The following is a 19,683-nucleotide window of genomic DNA, read 5'->3' as shown; positions in this document are numbered from 1 at the left end:
AGTAAAGGCGCAACGACCATGGCCACAATCGGCATCCTCGCAGGCATTCTTTTCGCAGTCGCCATCGGTGCCATGAGCCCCGGGCCAAGCTTCGTTCTCGTATCCCGCGTCTCCATTTCGCATTCACGCCTGCATGGGCTCGCCTCAGCCATCGGCATGGGTCTCGGCGGTGCGCTTTTCGCGACGCTTGCCCTGGTGGGTTTGGTTACTCTGCTGCAGCAGGTCGAATGGCTTTATCTGCTGCTGAAATTTGCTGGCGGCCTCTACCTCGTTTATCTCGCCATCCGGATATGGCAGGGTGCGAAGACGCCGCTGGTTGCCGCCGGGAGCGGCGAGGGAGCCGGAAGGGGCGTTTCGGTCTGGCGAAGCCTCGGCCTTGCCTTTGCCACCCAGGTCAGCAATCCCAAGACCGCCGTCGTCTACGCCAGCATCTTCGCGGCCCTGATGCCGGCCGCCCCGCCGCTTGCCATGCTTCTGGTCCTGCCCCCGGCGATCTTCGCGATCGAGACCTCCTGGTATGCGGTGGTCGCACTCGCTTTTTCAGCGCCGCGTGCCCAGAGGGTTTATCTCCGTTGGAAAACCGGCGTCGATCGTCTGGCGGCTCTCGTCATTGGTGGGCTCGGCCTGCGCCTTGTCGGCGAGACGGTATCGTCTGCGGCACGTCTCACCCTGCGCTGATCCGGACGGTTCCCTTCCGCAGACCTTTGCGCTAGAGGAAACCAGCCTTCCCATCCGCAAGGGCCGACAGCTTGTATTCTAACGCGCGCTCGGGCACAGCCCCATCGACCAGACCTCTTCGCAGCAGCATGGGGCCAGCAACGCGCGCCGCCTTGGTTGTGGCCCTGGTCGTCGTGATGCCGATTGTTGCGATCTTCGTGATCGGCTTTTCGTCCGATCCGGGCAACTGGCAACATATGCTGACCAATGTCATCCCGCGCGCCGGCTTGCGCACGCTCTGGCTCCTGCTTTTCACCGGCCTTGTCACCGCCATCTATGGAATCGGCACCGCCTGGCTTGTGGCGTCCTGCGAGTTCCCGTTGCGCCGCTTCCTTTCACCCGCTCTCGTCCTGCCGCTCGCCATCCCGTCCTATCTCGCAGCCTATGCCTTTGGCGAGTTTCTCGATTTCACCGGCCCGGTTCAGACGCTGTATCGCGCGATCTTCGGCTATACCTCGGCGCGAGACTACAGCTTCTTCGATGTCCGTTCGCTCGGCGGCGCCGTGCTGGTGATGTCGTCGGTCCTCTACCCTTATGTCTATCTCGCCTGCCGCTCGATGTTCCTGATGCAGGGCCGCGCCGCCGCCGATGTCGCCCGCACGCTGGGGGCTAGCCCTTTGCGCGTTTTTGCCCGCATTCAGGTGCCGATGGCCAAGCCGGCGATCATGATTGGCCTCACGTTGGTCATGATGGAAACGCTGAATGATATCGGCGCCGTCGAATATCTCGGCGTCCAGACGCTGACCTTTTCGATCTACGACACCTGGCTCAACCGTGGCAGCCTGGCCGGCGCCGCCCAGATTGCCTGCGTTATGCTGGCCATCGTCGCGTTGCTGCTTTTCGTCGAGCGTCAGGCTCGCAAGCGCCAGCGCTTTACCAGTCACAAGACGACAGCCGTTGTCGCCGATGCCGTGCGGTTGAAGCTACGGGGTCTGAAGGGTGTCCTGGCAACCCTATTCTGCCTTCTGCCGATCCTGCTCGGTTTCGTCATTCCCTTCGTCGTCCTGGGCGGCTTCGCCTTGCGGCGCCTGGACGATTTCCTTGAACCGAGGCTACTTGATGCTCTCTGGCATTCGACGCTGGTGTCGGCCACGGCGGCGGTGATTACGGTCTTCCTTGCCTTCGTGCTTGCCTATGCCGCCCGCACCGAACGCTCCCGGCTTGCGCGCAGTGCCAGCCGCTTCGCCTCCCTCGGCTATGGCATTCCAGGCACGGTGCTCGGCATCGGCGTGCTCATCCCGCTTGCTGCATTCGACAATGCTTTCGATGGTTTCCTGCGCCAGACCTTCGGTATCTCGACCGGCCTTCTTTTGTCCGGAACAGGCTTTGCTATCGTCTATGCCTATACGGTGCGCTTCCTGACCATGGCGGAAGGCACGATCGACGCGGGCTTCCAGAAGCTGTCGCCGCATCTCGACATGGCGGCCCGTACGCTCGGCCGCTCCGGACCGAAGACGCTGCGCCAGGTGCTGTTGCCCAATCTTCGACCCGCTGTTCTGACGGCAGGCCTGCTGGTGTTCATCGAGACGTTGAAGGAACTCTCCGCCACCATCCTGCTCAGGCCGTTCAACTTCAACACGCTCGCTACGCTGGTCTATGAAGACGCCTCGCGCGGCATGGCGCAGGATGCGGCCGTGGCTGCAATCATCATCATTCTGGCGGGACTGGTCCCCGTGCTGCTCGTATCGCGTTCGCTCGACGACTAGCGCTGAGGCAAAAAAAAGGGCGGCCAGAAGCCGCCCGCAGTAGATGCTGTCGAACCGGAGAAGAGGGCAATCGACATCATGTCCAAGGAGCCGGAACCGGCTCTCACCCGCACTTCATCGTGCGTCTCCAAGTTGCCGACAGTCTTGCCAAACGCGCCTTAACAGATCCTTACCGCATCCGCCTTCGGGATACCCTAGAATTGAGGTATGAGGTCTTGCTTCGGCAGGTTTCGATACACAATCGCGTCAACTCTGCAGCTGCGGCAGGTTGGCGAAGAGCTCGAGCGCTTCCGGATTGGCCAGCGCCTCCTTGTTCTTCACCGGACGTCCATGCACCACTTCACGCACGGCAAGTTCGACGATCTTGCCCGACTTCGTGCGAGGGATGTCGCTCACTTGAATTATCTTTGCCGGCACATGACGCGGAGACGCACCCGTACGGATCTTGGCCTTGATCTTCTTCTCGAGCATCTCGTCCAGTGTCAATCCGGGCGTCAGGCGTACGAAAAGGATCACCCGGACATCGTCATCGAAGTCCTGCCCGATGCAGATTGCCTCGATCACCTCGTCCAGCTGCTCGACCTGATTGTAGATTTCCGCCGTGCCGATGCGGACTCCGCCCGGATTGAGCGTGGCATCCGAGCGGCCGTGGATGATGATCCCGTCATGCTCGGTCCATTCGGCAAAATCGCCATGGCACCAGACATTGTCGAACCGATCGAAATAGGCTGCATGGTATTTTGCGCCGTCCGGATCGTTCCAGAACATGATCGGCATGGACGGGAAGGCCTTGGTGCAGACGAGCTCGCCCTTCTCGCCGCGCACGGGTTGCCCGTCGTCGTTCCATACATCCATCGCAAGCCCGAGGCCCGGACCCTGGATCTCGCCACGCCAGACCGGCTTCAAAGGGTTGCCCAGCACGAAACAGGAAACAATATCGGTGCCGCCGGAGATGGAGGCCAACTGGATATCGCCCTTGATACCTTCATACACGAAGGAAAAGCCTTCGGGCGACAGGGGCGATCCGGTCGAGGTCAGCAGCCGCAGGCTCGACAGGTCGTGGGTCGTCTTCGGCGTCAGCCCGCTCTTGCGCACGGCATCAATATATTTCGCCGATGTGCCGAAAATCGCGAACGTCTCTTGCGCCGCATAATCGAACAGCACGTTTCCGTCGGGATAGAAGGGTGAGCCGTCATAAAGGCAGAGCGTTGCCCCGCAGGCTAGCCCTGAGGCCAGCCAGTTCCACATCATCCAGCCGCATGTGGTGAAGTAGAACAGCCGGTCGCCGGCACTGATACCGCAATGGAAACGGTGTTCCTTCAGATGCTGCAACAGCGTGCCGCCGGCCGAGTGCACGATGCACTTTGGCACCCCCGTCGTTCCCGAGGAGAAAAGGATGTAGAGCGGATGCGAGAAAGGCAGTTGCTTGTAAACGATCTCCTGAACGGAGAATGGTGCGACGAACTGGTCGAGGCTGCGGCCATCCGCAAGTCTCTCCACCAGCGCTGCCGTTTCGCCGGCATAGGGGATGACGAGCACCGGCACGCCGAGTTTCTCCGCGACTGCCACCACCTTGTCGGCCACATCCTGGCGCTTGCCATTATACCAATAGCCATCACAAGCGATGAAAAGGCTGGGCTGGATCTGGCCGAAGCGGTCGAGCACGCCTTGCTCGCCGAAGTCCGGGGAGCAGGACGACCAGATGGCGCCAAGCGAGCTGGCGGCCAGCATCAACGCAATGGTCTCCGGCATGTTCGGCATCATGGCGGCGACGCGGTCGCCGGCGCCAATCCCCATGGCCTGCATCGCCTGCTGCAGCCTTGAGACCACGGCCGTCAGACGCTGCCAGCTCCACCGATCTGACACCTTGTTTTCGCCGCGAAAGATCAGCGCATCGCCTTCACCGGCATGTGCCAGCAGGTTCTCTGCAAAGTTCAGTTGAGCCTCGGGAAAGAAACGCGCCTTCAGCATCACATCGCCATCAGCCAGCGCGACGCTTCCCTTGCTGCCCTTCACGCCGCAATAGTCCCACACCGCAGACCAGAAGGCACCGCGGTCGCGGATCGACCAGTCATAGAAGGCCTCGTAATCGGCAAAAGGCGAGCCCAGGGTCGAGCCGCACCACTCGATGAACTGCGTCAGCGGCTGATCAGCCTTGAAAGCGTCCGTAGGAACCCAAAGGGGTGAAATGTCCATGATACTGTCCTCCGCAGATGGGCCAGGCTTATAACATATTGCACTGCGATATACAGCGCCGTTCACGGCGCTTCCAAGGCATTCCTTTGCTGGTTGCGACGAGATTGTGTATCGCGCAGAAAGCTTGCCAGCCGGTCCCTGCACCCGGTAAAGGAGCATGGATGTCAAAAGCCGATCGCCCCTATCGACAGGACGAGAACCCTGCGGCCAAGTTGCATTGGCGCCGCTTGCTGAGACTTGTCCTCGTCTCCACGGTTCTTCTCGTTCTGGGCTCGGTGGCTCTGCGGCTGGCAGCTCCCTATCTGATATCCAGTTCAGTGGTCAGGACAGCGCTGGCGTCTGCCGTTTCGCGTTGGACAGGACATGACGTTTCCATTGCAGATGTCACCGAGATCACGTTCTGGCCCGAGCCGCAGGTCACCTTGACTGGCGTGACGGTCAGCCGGAGTAAGGGGCCCGCGCGCCAGGTCCTGGGTGAGATCGATGCGCTCTCGGCTCGGTTCAGCTTTCTCTCTGCCTTGCGGGGGCAGCCTGAATTTAATGCCTTTGAATTCACCCGACCGAGGATCCGTATCGAGCGCGACGTCGACGGACTGCTCGACTGGAGCAATGAGGGCCTGCTGAGCGAAGCGGTACGTTCCGTTGCGCCGAGTGCCGCTGGCGGCCAGCAGATCGAGGCCGATGCAGATGCTGATGTCGGCAGCGTTGCCGTTCTCGACGGTGAGATCATCCTGATCGACGCCGCGAGCGGACGGGAATTCGAAGCCCGTGAGGTGAACGCTGAGATCGAATGGCCAAAGCTTTCCGCGTCGCTCTCCGGCAAGGCCACATTCGCCTACAACGGCTTGCCTGTTACCCTCACCCTCGACACCCATGCGCCGCTTTTGCTGATCGGTGGCCAAAATGCCGATGTCGATATTTCCGCCGCCTTGCCTGGCATGACCGGCAGGCTGAAGGGGGGCGTCAGTCTCCGCAAGGGTCTGACCGGAACCAGCGATATCGAACTGGCGGTCACAGATATCCCGACCGTCGCCGGCCTCGCCCAGATTAGGATCGCGGGAACGGAAAGCTGGAAGAGCGCGGCGCTGAAGACGCAACTGATCCCGACTGACAACGAGTGGCGCCTGGAAGGATTGGATTTCCAGGTGAACGATAGCCGTGGCAACGGCTTTCTGGCATTCCGGCATGCGCCCGGCACACGCCCCGTGCTCAGCGGCACACTCGCGCTCGCCCACCTTGAACTTGAGGATCTCCTGCAGTCCTTGTCGATCGAGATCGGCGACAGGGCAGACGTTCGTTTGCCAAGCCTCACCCGCTGGCTGGATTTCGACCTGCGGCTGTCGGCAACCACGGCCGCCCTGCCGCCCTTCGAACTGGCTGATGTCGGCGCGAGCGTCATCGGTCGTGGGGACGCGCTGAAACTGGTGATCGCCGACAGCGATTTTCTCGGCGGCTCTCTGAGCGCCCGTATCAGCGGCAGTGGCGACGGCTTCAGCAAAGGAGCCGATCTCGCGGTGACCATCATCGATGCCCGCCTCGGTGAACTCGCCAAGGGCCTCGACGTCGAAGGTCCGGTCGTCACCGCCAAGGGCTCGGTCGACCTGAACGCCAAGCTTGCAGGCGTGGGCTGGCGCAGCAATCTCGAGGCGATGTCGGGCACATTGCGGATCTCCGCCAGTGCGGGACAGCTGGAGGGCTTCAACGCAGAGGGCGTGCGACAGCTGGCTGTCGACCGCTCCTATTTCCAATTGAGCGCGGCTGGCAGCGGTCGTTTTGCCTTTGATCGTTTCGACATGTCCGCACGTTTTGCCGAAGGTTCAGCGGAAGTCGAGAAATGCCTCTTCGTTGGCAACGACCAATCTCTGTCCCTGACGGGGATCGTACCCTATAGCCGCAAGGCCCTGGCACTGATCGGCCAACTGTCGCCGCCAACGTCAAATGTCGGCACCCCGGCAGACCTGCGCTTTTTCATCGGCGGCGGCTTTGCGGATCCCGTGATCTCGCCCATTCCCCATTCCGGCAGCGTCAGCCCATAAAGAACCGTGGCTCACCAGAAGCGAGCCGGTTCATTCGAATCCGTTAAACGCTACAATGGATCGAATCAAAACGTCTGGGGGCGCGGACGGTGCAGGGAATTCTCTCCGGCTTGATCAAGTTGGCGCTGGCCTCGCTGATCGCGGGCACTCTTTTGTCCTTGTTCGGCATAACGCCGCGCGCGGTGATGGACGGCCTCGGCCTGACGCCCGAGGACATTCAGAACGGCTTCGTCACCGCCTTCGCCTGGACGGCTCCGCGTATTTTGATGGGAGCATTGGTGATCATCCCGCTTTGGTTTGTCACCTATATATTGCTGCCGCCCCGCAGTTGACGGGACGGCAGACGGCGGGCCTCTCAGGCCTCAGTCTGGCCTCAGCTCGTCAAACCGCGCGCGGCGACATGCTCGTCGCGCTGCCGCTGCAGTTCACGCTGTTTGGTGCCGATCGAGGCGATGATCACGCCGATCGTCACGATCCCGATCAGGATCGTGCAGACTGCGTTGATCTCGGGCGTTACGCCGAGGCGGACCTGCGAATAGATCTTGATCGGCAGCGTGGTCGCACCGGGCCCGGTGGTGAAGCTCGCAATGACGAGATCGTCGAGCGACAGGGTGAAAGCGAGCATCCAGCCGGAGATGACGGCAGGCAGGATCAGCGGCAGGGTGATCTTGAAGAAAGTCTTGACCGGCGGGCAGCCGAGATCATGGGCCGCTTCTTCGAGACTGGTGTCGAATGTCAGAAGCCGCGACTGCACGACGATTGCCACGTAGCACATGGTGAAGGTCGTGTGCGCAATCACCACCGTCATCAGACCGCGATCGACGCCGACGGCGACGAACAGCAAGAGCATCGACAGGCCGGTGATCACCTCGGGCATGACGAGCGGGGCATAGACCATGCCGGAAAACAGCAAACGACCGGGGAAGCGCCCGTAGCGCACCAGCGCCAGCGCCGTCAGCGTGCCGAGCACGGTGCCGAGGGTCGCGCTCAGCAGGCCGACACGTAGCGTCACCCAGGCAGCACTCATCAGGCCGTCATTGCGCCACATCTCGCCATACCATTTCAACGAGAACCCGCCCCAGACGGTAACGAGCTTTGAATCGTTGAACGAGTAGATCACCAGGATCAGGATCGGGATGTAGAGGAATGCGAAGCCGATCGTCAGGATTGTCGGGTCGAATTTACCGGGTTTCATCGGCCGCTCCTCACGCTTTCTGCTGCTGGTTCTGGAAGATCGCAATCGGAACGACCAGAAGCAGGAGGAGGAGAACGGCGACGGCCGATGCAAGCGGCCAGTCGCGGTTACCGAAGAATTCGGTCCACAGCGTCTTGCCGATCATCAGCGTCTGGGCACCGCCCAGAAGATCCGGAATGACGAACTCGCCGGTGATCGGGATGAAGCAGATCATCGCGCCGGCAATCACGCCCGGAATGGAGAGCGGGAAGGTGATCTTCCAGAACGCCTTCCACGGTGGGCAGCCGAGATCGCTTGCGGCCTCGAGCAGCGTACCGTCCATCTTTTCCAGGGCTGAGTAGAGCGGCAGCACCATGAAGGGCAGGTAGGAATAGACAATGCCGATGAAGACGGCGATTTCCGTGCGGAAGATCTGCACCTGATTGCCTTCGTCCATCAGGCCGAGCGAATGCAGAAGCACCGTCAGCAGCCCCTCCGGCTTCAGGATGCCGATCCAGGCATAGACGCGGATCAGGAACGAGGTCCAGAATGGCAGGATGACCAGCATCACCAGCGTCGGGCGAATGGTCACCGAGGCGCGCGCCATGGCGAGCGCCATGGGATAGCCGATCAGGAGAAGCAAAAGGGTCGAGATCAGTGCGATGCGCAGAGACGAGACATAGGCGTTGAAATAGAGCGGATCTTCCGTGAGGAAGCTGTAGTTTTCGAAATCCAGCTGGCTGAAGAAATTACCGATTGCCGACAGCCCTTCGAACACTGGGGTATAGGGCGGCATGGCGATCGCCGTGTCCGACAGCGAAATCTTCACGATGATCAGGAAGGGCGCCACGAAGAAGAGCACCATCCAGAAATAAGGAATGATCACCACCAGCCAGCGGGCGGGACCGGATTTGGTGGAGGCGGCAACGGGTTCGGCCATGTCGCTCTCCTCAGCGCGTCAAAACAAGGCCGGCATCGGCCGGCCAGGACAGCCAGACGATGTCACCAAAGGTAATCGGCCGGTCGACCAGTCGGGAGACGTTTGCCTGCGCGGCACGGAACATGCGTCCGTCGTCAAGCTTGACGATGAAGATCGAAAAGTCGCCGAGATAGCCGATGTCCCAGACCTCGCCATGCAGGGCATTGGCCGTGGCTTCCTCGGGCTTCGAGGTCGTAATGCGCACCTTTTCCGGCCGGATGGCGAAGGCGACGCTGTCTCCGACTGTAGCGTCGCAGCTCTGGTCGACGGCTATCGTCACGCCGTCGCAGTCAACCTTGACCAACTCACCATTGGTCCCCGCCTCCTTGGCGGCGACCTTGCCTTCGAGAATATTGATGTCGCCGATAAAGTCGGCGACATAGCGCGAATTCGGGGCTTCGTAGATTTCGGCCGGCGTCGCCACCTGCACGAGGATGCCCTTGTCCATCACCGCGATCCGGTCGGAAACGGTCATCGCCTCTTCCTGATCGTGGGTTACGATCAGGAAGGTCAGGCCGAGCTTTGTCTGGATGTCCATCAGTTCGAACTGGGTCTCTTCGCGCAGCTTGCGATCAAGCGCGCCGAGCGGTTCGTCCAGCAGCAGCACCTTCGGTCGCTTGGCGAGCGACCGGGCGAGCGCCACGCGCTGCCGCTGGCCGCCGGACAGCTGGTTCGGCTTGCGCTTGGCGAATGTCTCCAGCTTGACGAGCTTCAGCATTTCCTGAACGCGGGCTTCGATCTCGCCCTTCGGCAGGTTGTCCTGCTCCAGTCCGAAGGCGATGTTCTTTTCGACCGTCATGTGCGGGAAAAGCGCATAGGACTGGAACATCATGTTGGTCGGCCGCTTGTAAGGCGGCGTGCCGGAGAGATCCTTGCCCTGCAGCAGGATGCGACCCGACGTCGGCTGTTCGAAGCCCGCCAGCATGCGCATCAGGGTCGTCTTGCCGCAGCCCGAGGGCCCAAGCAGTGAGAAGAACTCGCGCTCGTAGATGTCGAGCGTCAGATTATCAACGGCGACGAAATCCCCGAACCGCTTTGTCACGTTCTCGAAGCGGATAAAAGGCACCGCGTCCGGATCCATCCAAGGAGAAAATTTGCGTTTAACAGGCCCCAGTGACTTCGCCATTACCCGATCCCAGCCGTAGTGTTTTGATTGACCCCAGACACGAAGAAAACCGCCGGATGCTTGAGACACCCGGCGGTTTCAAATCAGTTATTAGCTACCCGTTTTGATCTGTGTCCAGACCCGGTTCAGAACGCGCTGTTCCTTGGGGCCGTAGGGCGAGATGGTAAAGAGTTTCGACATGACGTCCGCTGGCGGATAGACGGACGGATTGTCCTTGACCGCCGGGTCGAGCAGCGCCTGCGAGGCGAGGTTGCCATTGGCGTATTGAACGTAGTTCGAGGCCTTGGCGATCACGTCGGGCTTCATCAGGAAGTTGATGAACTCATGCGCCTCGGCAACATTCTGGGCATCCGCCGGAATGGCCATGTTGTCGAACCACATGTAAGTCCCTTCCTTCGGGATCACGTAGTTGATCTCGACGCCGTTTTTGGCCTCTTCCGCACGCGCCTTCGCCTGCAGAATGTCACCAGACCAGCCGATCGTCACGCAGATGTCGCCATTGGCCAGATCGTCGATATAGGCCGAGGAATTGAAGGTGCGCACCGAAGGCCGGATCTTCGAATAGACTTCGCCGCCCGCTTCCAGATCGGCGGTTTCCTTGCTGTCCGGATTCTTGCCCGCATAGTTCATCGCAATGGCAAAGGTCTCGTCTGATGCGTCGAGGATGTTGATGCCGCAGCTCTTCAGCTTCTCGGCGTTCTCCGGCTTGAAGATCGCATCCCAGCTGTCGACCTTGAAGTCGGCGCCGAGTGCTTCCTTGACCTTGGCGACATTGTAGCCGATGCCGGTGGTGCCCCACATGTAGTTCACGGCATATTCATTGCCGGGATCATACTTCGCCAGACGCTCGGAGACATCAGACCACATGTTCTTCAGGTTCGGCAGTTTCGACTTGTCGAGTTTCTGGAAGACGCCAGCCTGGATCTGGCGGGCGAGGAAGGGGGCCGTCGGCACGACGACATCGTAGCCGGAGCCACCGGCAAGGAGCTTTGTCTCCAGCAGTTCGTTCGAATCGAACACGTCATAGACGACCTTGATGCCCGTCTCCTTGGTGAACTCTTCAAGCACGGATTCGTCGATGTAGTCCGACCAATTATAAACATGAACGACGCGTTCCTGCGCCTGAACACCGGATGCGATGAAGATCGTGGTGAGGGCCACTGACGCCGTACGAATAAAAAGAGCCTTCATTGTTTTCTCCTGTTCCAGCTCGAAGATCTGCATCTCCGGCTACCGTTCCCGTTGTTTTTTAAGAGACTAGAAAGGAATTGGACGGGCGACAAGCGAAATTCTTCGCAGTCGCGAAGGGGTCTGAAGCCAAGTCGTGGACTCCCTTCATTCATTGAAAATCGAAAGCGGAGAGGCCTGTGACCATTTCGTCCAGCCCCAGCGGTCGTGTGAGCGGTGGCTCTGCACGTGCCAGACAACCCGATCTTTCGCAAAGCCGACAGGCCGCTCCAACGGCGATCGGCGGCACAGCTTTGTCGGGCAGGGCGGCCGCATAGGCCACCTCGTCACGGTGCCCAATATCGCAGCCGATCAGGAGCGCGGTCCGCCGGACCCGCTCCCCGAAGCCGGCCTGCGGACCTTCCAATGTGCGTGATATCGTCAAGAAGCCGGCGCTATCCGGCATTTCCACCTGTTCCACCAGAACCTGCCCCGGCTGAGCGAAGGCGGCGTGGATGTTAAGCTTCGGGCAGGCCCCCCCAAACTTCGCATGCGGAAAGCCTTGCGCACCGGACCGTCGGAAGCGATTGCCGGCATTGTCCACCTCCATCATGAAGAAGGCCAGTCCCGGTGCCCCCGGCCGCTGCAGCATGGTGAGCCGGTTCGCCGCCTGCTCGAACGACACATTGAATCGCGCCCTGAGAATATCGATGTCGTAGCGCGCCCGGATGGCTGCCGAAAGGAAGGCGCCATAGGGCATCATCAGCGCATGGGCGGCGGCGCGGGCAAGCTCGAAACGACCGAGCCGCCGCGCCTCTCCCGAACGCAGCTCCAACGCCTCGAGTTCGGCTTGCAGCGCCTCGCTAAAGGCCAACAGCACCACCTCCATGGCCACTTCACGCAGTTGGTCGAAGGCCGAAAGACGCTCGGAGAGAAACAGCCGCATGGAATGGCGGTCATAGCGCCGCCTGAGCGACGGCATGGTCTGGACCGGCAATGTCCGCACCACGATGCCGTGGGTGCTGCGCAACCAGGACTTCAATGCTACGGCCAGGTCGTCGCCAGCGGCGAGGCCAAGGCTCGCATGGAATGCCTCTGCCGCCTCGTCCAGCCTGCCGAAATAGTTGGGGCGCCGCTCGAAGACCTCACGCAACTCGTCGATCGGCAGCCGCGCGCCGGACAGCGATGTCTCGTGTCCCTCTCGGGCCAGGAGATCGGCGAGATCCGACAGCCGCGCCGCCTGTTCGCGATAGGCGCGGTAAAGCTTTACGATGCCGCTCGCCGCATTCGGGGCGGCTTCCGCCACTTCGATCAGTTCCTGGTCGCCCGGCAGCTCGCCGGAAAGCAGCGGGTCGGCGAAGACCTCGCGCAGCTGGCTCGCCGACCCTCCGGCCTCTCCCTGCAGCTCATCCAGATCCACCTTGTAGACAGAGGCGAGCTTCAGAAGCAGCTGCACCGTGAGCGGGCGCTGGTTGCGTTCGATCAGGTTGAGGTAGGACGGCGATATTTCCAGCGCCTCTGCCATGGCGGTCTGCGTCAGGCCGAGACCGTTGCGGATGCGGCGCACGCGGGGGCCGGCGAAGATCTTGCGCTCTGCCATTTACAGATCCTTACAAGCGAGCCCAATCCATGGCTGGAAAAAAATTGTGACATGATTTACAAATTTACATGCCAGATCTGTCAAAGGCAAGACAGCATAACCTCTTTCATCTCCTTGTTTTACCGAATTTTCTGGCCGTATTTTGCAGTGCGATGTAAATCTAGTCACATCAGAAGCGGTGAAGCAAAGGCACAACGATCGCGTAACCCGCATCCGGAAGTGAACAGGGAGATCTCATATGACTGAATTTTACAATCTCGTTCCGAACGCACCCAAGGGCCGTTACGACGGCATCGATCGTCCCTACACTGCGGAAGACGTCAAGCGGCTGCGCGGCTCGGTCGAGATCAAGCACACGCTGGCCGAAATGGGTGCCAACCGCCTCTGGAAGTTGATCAACGAAGAGCCCTTCATCAACGCGCTGGGCGCACTCTCCGGCAACCAGGCCATGCAGATGGTCCGCGCCGGGCTGAAGGCCATCTATCTCTCCGGCTGGCAGGTCGCGGCTGACGCCAACACGGCATCCGCGATGTATCCGGACCAGTCGCTCTATCCGGCCAATGCCGCACCAGAGCTTGCCAAGCGCATCAACAAGACGCTGCAGCGTGCCGACCAGATCGAGACCCAGGAAGGCAAGGGCCTTTCGGTCGACACATGGTTCGCCCCGATCGTTGCCGACGCGGAAGCAGGCTTCGGCGGACCGCTCAACGCGTTCGAAATCATGAAGGCTTTCATCGAAGCCGGCGCTGCGGGCGTTCACTTCGAAGACCAGCTCGCCTCTGAAAAGAAGTGCGGCCATCTCGGCGGAAAGGTTCTGATCCCGACCCAGGCTCATATCCGCAACCTGACTGCCGCCCGTCTCGCCGCTGACGTCATGGGCGTCCCGACGCTGATCGTTGCCCGCACCGACGCCGAAGCCGCAAAGCTCCTGACCTCGGACATCGACGATCGCGACAAGCCCTTCGTAGACTATGATGCCGGACGCACGGCGGAAGGCTTCTACCAGGTCAAGAACGGCATCGAGCCCTGCATCGCCCGTGCGATCGCTTACGCTCCCTATTGCGACATGATCTGGATGGAGACCGGCAAGCCGGATCTCGAACAGGCCCGCAAGTTTGCCGAAGCCGTGCACAAGGTCTATCCGGGCAAGAAGCTCGCCTATAACTGCTCGCCTTCCTTCAACTGGAAGAAGCATCTCGACGACGCGACGATCGCCAAGTTCCAGAAGGAGCTCGGTGCCATGGGCTACAAGTTCCAGTTCATCACGCTCGCCGGCTTCCACCAGCTGAACTACGGCATGTTCGAACTGGCGCGCGGCTATAAGGATCGCCAGATGGCCGCCTATTCGGAGCTGCAGGAGGCGGAATTCGCAGCCGAGGTCAACGGTTACACCGCGACCAAGCACCAGCGCGAAGTCGGCACCGGCTACTTCGACGCCGTCTCGCTCGCCATCACCGCCGGCCAGTCCTCGACAACAGCAATGAAGGAATCGACCGAAACCGAGCAGTTCAAGCCGGCGGCCGAGTAAGGATCGCACCCTCCCCTTGAGGGGGAGGGTCGGCACGCAGTGCCGGGGTGGGGTGACCACCGCAATCATCAAAGGTTCACCCCCACCCGCAGCTACGCTGCGACCTCCCCCCTCAAGGGGGAGGTGACTTCAAAACCCCAGACACCAAGAGGAGAAATGCGATGACACCCCAGACCCGAGTCAAGGAACGCGCCGAAGAACAGTCCTCGGCCATGAGCACCGATCAGCAGGCGATGATCCGCATGCTGGCCAATGACCTGCACCGTCTCAACCACTCGATCATGAAGGCCGTCGATGCCGGCGTCTCGGTCGAACTCGTCCGCTCGGCCCGTCACCATGGTGGCGACGGCAACTGGGGTGATCTGCTGATCCCCGTCATCGTGACCCAGGGCAGCCACGCGGCCTGATCCTGAGAAACGAGATCCCCTGTCCGGCCCCTGACCTCCGGATTGGTACCGCACAGCGATCACCTCGGGGAGGAGGTGGATTGCTGTGCGGCTTTTTCTTTTGAAGCAATTAGACGCGGGTGACGTCCTTCACCCAGCCGTAAGGGTCGGCCACCGTGCCGCGCTGGATGCCGGTCAGCTGGTTGCGCAGCTTTTCCGTTTCCATGCCGGTGCCTGCATTGCCGATGACGAACTCGCCGTCCGGATGCCGCACCGTTCCGATAGCGGCAACGACGGCAGCCGTGCCGCAGGCAAAGGCCTCACGCAGCTTTCCGCTCTTGGCATCCGCCATCCACTCGTCGAAGGAGTAGGGGCGCTCAATGACCTTCAAACCGTTGTCGCCTGCAAGCTTGATGATCGAGTTGCGGGTAATGCCCGGCAGGATGGTGCCAGACAGCGGCGGGGTGACCACCGTGCCGTCATCCATGACGAAGAAGACGTTCATGCCGCCCAGCTCTTCGATCCATTTGTGTTCGGCAGCGTCCAGGAACACGACCTGGTCGCAACCGCGGCTCGACGCTTCCTTCTGGGCAAGCAGGCTTGCCGCATAATTGCCGCCGCATTTGGCAGCACCCGTGCCGCCAGGGGCAGCGCGCGTATAATGCTCGCTGACCCAAAGCGTGACCGGCTTGCTGCCGCCCTTGAAATAAGGGCCGACCGGGGAGGCGATGACGCTGAAGATATATTCGCGCGAGGGCCGCACACCGAGGAAGGTCTCGCTCGCAAACATGAAGGGGCGCAGATAGAGGCTGCCTTCACCTTCAGGTACCCACTTCGCGTCGATCCTCACCAGCTCTTCGACCGCTTTCAGGAACAGCTCTTCCGGGATCTCCGGCATCGCCATGCGCTCGGCCGACTTGTTGAAGCGGCGGGCGTTTTCTTCCGGGCGGAAGAGGGTGATGCGGCCGTCCGCGCCCTTATAGGCCTTCATGCCCTCAAAAATTTCCTGCGCGTAATGGAGCACGCTCGCCGCAGGATCGAGCTGGAATGGTCCACGCGCCTTCACTTCGGCCGAATGCCAGCCTTTGTCGACATGCCATTGCAGCACCACCATGTGGTCGGTGAAGAGCGTACCGAAACCGAGGTTTTCGAAAGCCTTCAGCCGATCGGCTTCCGGCATGGGGGAGGCATTCGGAGCAATATGGAAGTCGAGTGCTGCGGTATTCGTGGTCATGAGAAGCCTATGCCTGGATGTTCACGGTTTCGCGCGCCGCTGCCGGGACATGTCCGGATCGGCCGATGCCGTCGTTTGTCCGGTTTGAGGCTCGTTTGTCAACTGAAACCGTATGGCCGCAATGCAGCAAAATCCCTGTGTGACAGCGTCTGCAGCAAGAATGCCCAGAGGTGTCAGCTCGTCAGCCATCCGAAAAGGAACCACAGGCCGGCGAGCGCGATGGCGGCACCAAGCGCCTGCACCAGTTTCCCTTGTGCAACCGGCTTGAGCGCGGCCCCGATGCCGATGCCGACCACGTGGATGACGCCCGTCGAGACGACGAAGCCGACGGTGAAGGCCGCCGGGTCGGTTGCGCGCGGTGCCAGCACCCCGTGCGGGATGCCATGCAGGATGGCGAAGGCCGAGATAAGCACCAGCGCAACCCATTCCGGCGCCTTCCAGGCCACAGCGATTGCAGCGCCGAGCGCCAGCACCGAGATCGCGATCCCTGCCTGAACGATGCCGGATGGCAGGATCTCCAGCATGCCGGCAACGCCGCCAATGCACATGACCAGGGGAAAGGTGGCAGGCAGCGTCCAGACCGAGCGCCCGCCCATCTGCGCGCCCCACAGCCCGACCGCCAGCATCGCAAGGAAGTGGTCCGGTCCCGCCAGCGGATGACCGAAACCGGAGCCGAAGCCCCCGAGCGGCCCGTCCATGACATGCGCCTGAGCAAGGGAGGGGATCAGAACAAAGGCGAGGACGAGGCAGGCAGGCGTAAAGCTATGCCGGGTCTTGATCGTCTTGCTGAAAATTCCGCCCATCATACTGCTCCGATATCTTCTACGTCGCCGCCGTCGCGATCTCGTGGTCGCGACCATCATTCCCGTCTACAGTTTCGCACGATTCGGATATAGTCGTGTCGGTGCAGGCGATCCGGTTCTGGGCCCATCGCGATTTTGCCGCAAATCTGGTTTCAGCCTTTCGCCGTTATGTCCGGAGTGTTTCCTATGCCGTCCAACCGCCTCGTTCACCACCTGGCTCTTGTCGCACTCGTCTTCGCCCTCCCGACCGTGGCAGAGGCGCATGTGCTGGCGGGCGAAGGGGGCGGTTTCCTGCACGGCTTCGAACACCCGCTCTCCGGCCTCGATCACATGCTGGCCATGTTCTGCGTCGGTCTCTGGGGTGCCCAGATGGGCGGTCGCTCGGTCTGGAGCCTGCCGATCGCCTTTCCGTTGATCATGGTCGCGGGCGGCATGATGGGCATCGCCGGCATCCCGCTGCCAGCGGTCGAAAGTGGCATTGCGCTCTCGATCATCGTGCTCGGTGCTGCCATCGCCTGCCTCTGGCGTCCGCCGGAATGGCTGGCCCTCGTGGTCATCGGAGTCTTTGCGATTTTCCATGGTTATGCCCACGGCGCCGAGCTCCCGAATGCCGCCGATCCCGCCGACTACGCCTTCGGCTTCGTCGCCGCCACCGGCCTCATCCATCTCGCCGGCATAGGCGTCGGCCTCGGCTTCCAGCGGCTGCATGGCGGCCAGTTCGCCCGCGCCCTCGGCGGCCTGATCGGCCTCGGCGGCGTCTACTTCCTCGTCGCCTGATGGTGAGCGTGCCATCCAGGCTATGGTCGCTGCTTTTTCTCGCTCTCTGGGCGCTGACGGTCGGCATCATCCTGGTGCCGAGCCTGAGGGATGAATCGTCGGCCTTCACGGCTCTGGCAACCGTTGAACTGTTGCTGCCCCTCTTTGGCATCGCCGTGCTGATTGGCCAACTGCCTGTACGCTTCGCGGCCCTTGGCGTGCTCGTCCTGTTCATCGGCGGAGTGGCCGGCCTTGTCTTTCGAGAAACCCTCTATGTCCTCCTCGCGCCGGTGCCCGGTGCGGCTTCGCATCTGTTTCTCGCCGGCCCCATCGCCTGTGCGGTCGCCGGCATTCTTCTCGTCCTGCCTCTGGGCTGGCGTCCCTATGTCGTCCTGCCACTCCTGCCTTTGGCAGGCGCGGTGCTTGCTGTCGCAACCCGCCTCAGCGACCCGACACTCTTTGCCCCCGGCTATCTCGCATCCGCCTTCGCGCTTCAGGCATCGGCGTTTTTCGCCATTGCATGGCCGGTATCGCGCTTTTCACATCCGGTGCTGCAGGTCGGCGCCCGTATCCTCGGCAGCTGGATGCTCGCAGTCGCCCTGCTTTACGGTGGTGCCTATGTTGCAGGACGCGACAAGTCGCTGACACCGCCGCCCTTTCCGCCTCTTGCAGCAGCAGAACATGCGATCGAGGAGAGGGTGGCCGATCTCGACCCTTTAGCGGGGCGTAGCAGCTGATGCGCAAGTGTTCCGCCTTCTTGTTCGCCGCTCTGAGCCTCCTTTCAGCTCCGTCCGCGACCCCAGCCTTCGCCCATCCCGATATGGCCGCATCAGTCCGTCTCTCATTTGAAATGGAGCAGACGCGCCTTACCGGCCTCGCCGAACGACTGGTCTTCGACGCTGCTACCAGCCGCCGGCTCGTGACCCGCTTCGATATCGACGATGACGGTGAGCTGTCAGACGGCGAACGCGGCAATCTAGAGAACGAACTTCTCACGCGGCTTGCCGAGCGGCAGTTCTTCACCGAGCTGTCGCTGGATGGTGAGCAGTTGGTCCTTCCTGATCCCACCGGAGCCGTCGTCCGGCTGGACGCAGGCTATGTCGAGCTGCAACTCCAATTCCGCTTCGCATCCCCAAAAGACCTAACGTTGGCCATGTTCGGCGTCCTGATGCGCGACCGGGATCTCGCGATTGTCTTTGGGATGGATCCGGTGACGCCCGCGATCCTGTCCGGTACCCCGTCAGAGGTTTGCGTCACGGGCATGCAGCAACCACACGACCAAGCCTATTTCGGCGGCCTCGTCATACCAACGATGGTCACGCTCACCTGTCGTTGAAGGCGTGGCGTTGAATTCCTTGCGCAGGCAACGGACGCAGCTTTCATCCGAAGATCCCGCGATCCCGCTCCACGGCCTCCTGCAGGAACTGCACGACGGCCCGGACACGCACGAGTTCCCGTGCGCTTTCGTGAAAGGTCGTCCAATAGGCCCGTCGGATGGTGAGGTCGGGCATGATCCGAACGAGGCTTTTATGCTGGCGGGCGATGTAGCTGTGCAGGATGCCGATCCCCGCACCAGCAAGCACCGCTTCCGTCTGGCCGATCGCCGAGGAGATCTCGAAACCGGCATTCCAATCGCGCATGACTTCACCGGTAAAATTGAGGGACGGCGTGAAAATCAGGTCTTCCACATAGCCGATACGCCGGTGCCGTTTTAGCTCCTCTGCCGTTGCCGGCAATCCATACGTGTCGGCATAGGCACGCGACGCATAGAGCCCGAGCGTATAGTCCACCAGTTTGGACGAGACGAGGCGTCCCTGGTCCGGCCGCTCTAGTGTCACGGCAATATCCGCCTCGCGTTGTGACAGGGAAAACGAGCGTGGCACCGGCACGAGCTGGATCTTCAATTCGGGATGACGCTCGATCAGGGCGCCGAGGCGTGACGCGAGGAAAAAGACGCCGAAACCATCGGGTGCACCGATGCGCACGGTACCGGCGACCTGCGTATCCGTCCGCCCAAGCCGCGCCTGCACCTCCAGCATTTCGGTTTCCATGCGTTCCGCAGAACCGAGAAAAGCCTCGCCCTCGGCGGTTAATTCGCAACCATTGGTGCGTCGGATGAAGAGCCTTGTCGCCAGTGCCGTTTCGAGTGCTGTCAGTCGCCGCGACAGCGTCGCATGGTTGAGGCCCAGGCGGCGGGAAGCCGCGAGGATCTGGCCCGTACGGGCGACAGCCAGAAAGATACGAACGTCATCCCAGTTCATGGCGAGATCTCCGG

At 61.4% G+C, this 19,683-nt stretch carries 18 protein-coding genes; 9 read left to right on the top strand and 9 right to left on the bottom strand.

Annotated features, from left to right (window positions below):
- Positions 1-18 precede the first annotated feature (18 nt).
- Positions 19-678: a LysE family translocator gene (locus ASE36_RS05535; protein ID WP_062276316.1), complete on the top strand. Its 660-nt coding sequence runs from the start codon at positions 19-21 to the stop codon at positions 676-678.
- Positions 679-806: 128 nt separating this feature from the next.
- On the top strand, positions 807-2,423 hold the full coding sequence (locus tag ASE36_RS05530) for an ABC transporter permease (RefSeq protein WP_062276313.1): 1,617 nt from the start codon (positions 807-809) through the stop codon (positions 2,421-2,423).
- A 246-nt stretch (positions 2,424-2,669) separates the two neighbouring features.
- On the opposite strand, the gene ASE36_RS05525 is transcribed toward ASE36_RS05530, so the two are convergent.
- Complete coding sequence (locus ASE36_RS05525; RefSeq protein WP_082510846.1) at positions 2,670-4,619, bottom strand: acetoacetate--CoA ligase; 1,950 nt, start codon at positions 4,617-4,619, stop codon at positions 2,670-2,672.
- Between the two features lie 161 nt (positions 4,620-4,780).
- Here ASE36_RS05525 and ASE36_RS05520 point away from each other — a divergent pair, with 161 nt between their 5' ends.
- Positions 4,781-6,655 (top strand): AsmA-like C-terminal region-containing protein, encoded by a 1,875-nt coding sequence (locus tag ASE36_RS05520; RefSeq protein ID WP_062276311.1) that lies wholly within the window; start codon positions 4,781-4,783, stop codon positions 6,653-6,655.
- 110 nt (positions 6,656-6,765) lie between these two features.
- Complete coding sequence (locus ASE36_RS05515) at positions 6,766-6,987, top strand: DUF6460 domain-containing protein (RefSeq protein ID WP_244474665.1); 222 nt, start codon at positions 6,766-6,768, stop codon at positions 6,985-6,987.
- A gap of 41 nt (positions 6,988-7,028) precedes the next feature.
- On the opposite strand, the gene ASE36_RS05510 is transcribed toward ASE36_RS05515, so the two are convergent.
- The 5 genes from ASE36_RS05510 to ASE36_RS05490 form a co-directional block, all read right to left on the bottom strand.
- Positions 7,029-7,850, bottom strand: coding sequence for an ABC transporter permease (locus ASE36_RS05510; RefSeq protein WP_062276309.1), 822 nt, complete (start codon positions 7,848-7,850; stop codon positions 7,029-7,031).
- 10 nt (positions 7,851-7,860) lie between these two features.
- Positions 7,861-8,769, bottom strand: a complete 909-nt coding sequence (locus tag ASE36_RS05505) for an ABC transporter permease subunit (protein WP_062276307.1) — start codon at positions 8,767-8,769, stop codon at positions 7,861-7,863.
- 10 nt (positions 8,770-8,779) lie between these two features.
- Positions 8,780-9,934 carry an ABC transporter ATP-binding protein gene (locus tag ASE36_RS05500; protein ID WP_062276305.1) on the bottom strand — a complete coding sequence of 385 codons (1,155 nt, stop codon included), beginning with the start codon at positions 9,932-9,934 and terminating at the stop codon, positions 8,780-8,782.
- Between the two features lie 90 nt (positions 9,935-10,024).
- Positions 10,025-11,125: a polyamine ABC transporter substrate-binding protein gene (locus tag ASE36_RS05495; RefSeq protein ID WP_062278110.1), complete on the bottom strand. Its 1,101-nt coding sequence runs from the start codon at positions 11,123-11,125 to the stop codon at positions 10,025-10,027.
- Between the two features lie 148 nt (positions 11,126-11,273).
- Complete coding sequence (locus tag ASE36_RS05490; protein WP_062276302.1) at positions 11,274-12,701, bottom strand: helix-turn-helix domain-containing protein; 1,428 nt, start codon at positions 12,699-12,701, stop codon at positions 11,274-11,276.
- A 238-nt stretch (positions 12,702-12,939) separates the two neighbouring features.
- Between ASE36_RS05490 and aceA the strand changes: the two genes are divergently transcribed.
- Both aceA and ASE36_RS05480 read left to right on the top strand, forming a co-directional pair.
- On the top strand, positions 12,940-14,229 hold the full coding sequence (gene aceA / locus ASE36_RS05485; RefSeq protein ID WP_062276300.1) for an isocitrate lyase: 1,290 nt from the start codon (positions 12,940-12,942) through the stop codon (positions 14,227-14,229).
- 161 nt (positions 14,230-14,390) lie between these two features.
- Positions 14,391-14,636 carry a hypothetical protein gene (locus ASE36_RS05480; RefSeq protein WP_062276298.1) on the top strand — a complete coding sequence of 82 codons (246 nt, stop codon included), beginning with the start codon at positions 14,391-14,393 and terminating at the stop codon, positions 14,634-14,636.
- A gap of 109 nt (positions 14,637-14,745) precedes the next feature.
- Here the strand turns inward: ASE36_RS05480 and ASE36_RS05475 are convergent, their stop codons facing one another.
- The gene (locus tag ASE36_RS05475; protein ID WP_082510842.1) at positions 14,746-15,849 is read right to left on the bottom strand and encodes a branched-chain amino acid aminotransferase; all 1,104 of its coding nucleotides are present in this window, start codon (positions 15,847-15,849) and stop codon (positions 14,746-14,748) included.
- Between the two features lie 173 nt (positions 15,850-16,022).
- Positions 16,023-16,655, bottom strand: coding sequence for a HupE/UreJ family protein (locus tag ASE36_RS05470; RefSeq protein ID WP_320410144.1), 633 nt, complete (start codon positions 16,653-16,655; stop codon positions 16,023-16,025).
- 183 nt (positions 16,656-16,838) lie between these two features.
- Between ASE36_RS05470 and ASE36_RS05465 the strand changes: the two genes are divergently transcribed.
- Genes ASE36_RS05465 through ASE36_RS05455 form a run of 3 tightly spaced genes read left to right on the top strand, consistent with a single transcriptional unit; the run spans position 16,839 to position 18,744 of the window.
- The gene (locus tag ASE36_RS05465; protein ID WP_062276294.1) at positions 16,839-17,429 is read left to right on the top strand and encodes a HupE/UreJ family protein; all 591 of its coding nucleotides are present in this window, start codon (positions 16,839-16,841) and stop codon (positions 17,427-17,429) included.
- Positions 17,430-17,437: 8 nt separating this feature from the next.
- A complete protein-coding gene (locus ASE36_RS05460; RefSeq protein ID WP_156378571.1) occupies positions 17,438-18,145 on the top strand; it encodes a hypothetical protein in 708 nt (235 codons plus the stop codon).
- A complete protein-coding gene (locus ASE36_RS05455) occupies positions 18,145-18,744 on the top strand; it encodes a DUF1007 family protein (protein ID WP_062276290.1) in 600 nt (199 codons plus the stop codon). Before ASE36_RS05460 ends, ASE36_RS05455 begins: the two co-directional genes overlap by 1 nt.
- 43 nt (positions 18,745-18,787) lie before the next feature.
- Here the strand turns inward: ASE36_RS05455 and ASE36_RS05450 are convergent, their stop codons facing one another.
- On the bottom strand, positions 18,788-19,669 hold the full coding sequence (locus ASE36_RS05450; RefSeq protein ID WP_062276288.1) for a LysR family transcriptional regulator: 882 nt from the start codon (positions 19,667-19,669) through the stop codon (positions 18,788-18,790).
- Positions 19,670-19,683 lie beyond the last annotated feature (14 nt).

It is taken from the genome of Rhizobium sp. Root274 (genome assembly GCF_001429245.1).
GTDB lineage: Bacteria > Pseudomonadota > Alphaproteobacteria > Rhizobiales > Rhizobiaceae > Allorhizobium.
This window is presented reverse-complemented; position numbering and strand designations above follow the sequence as displayed.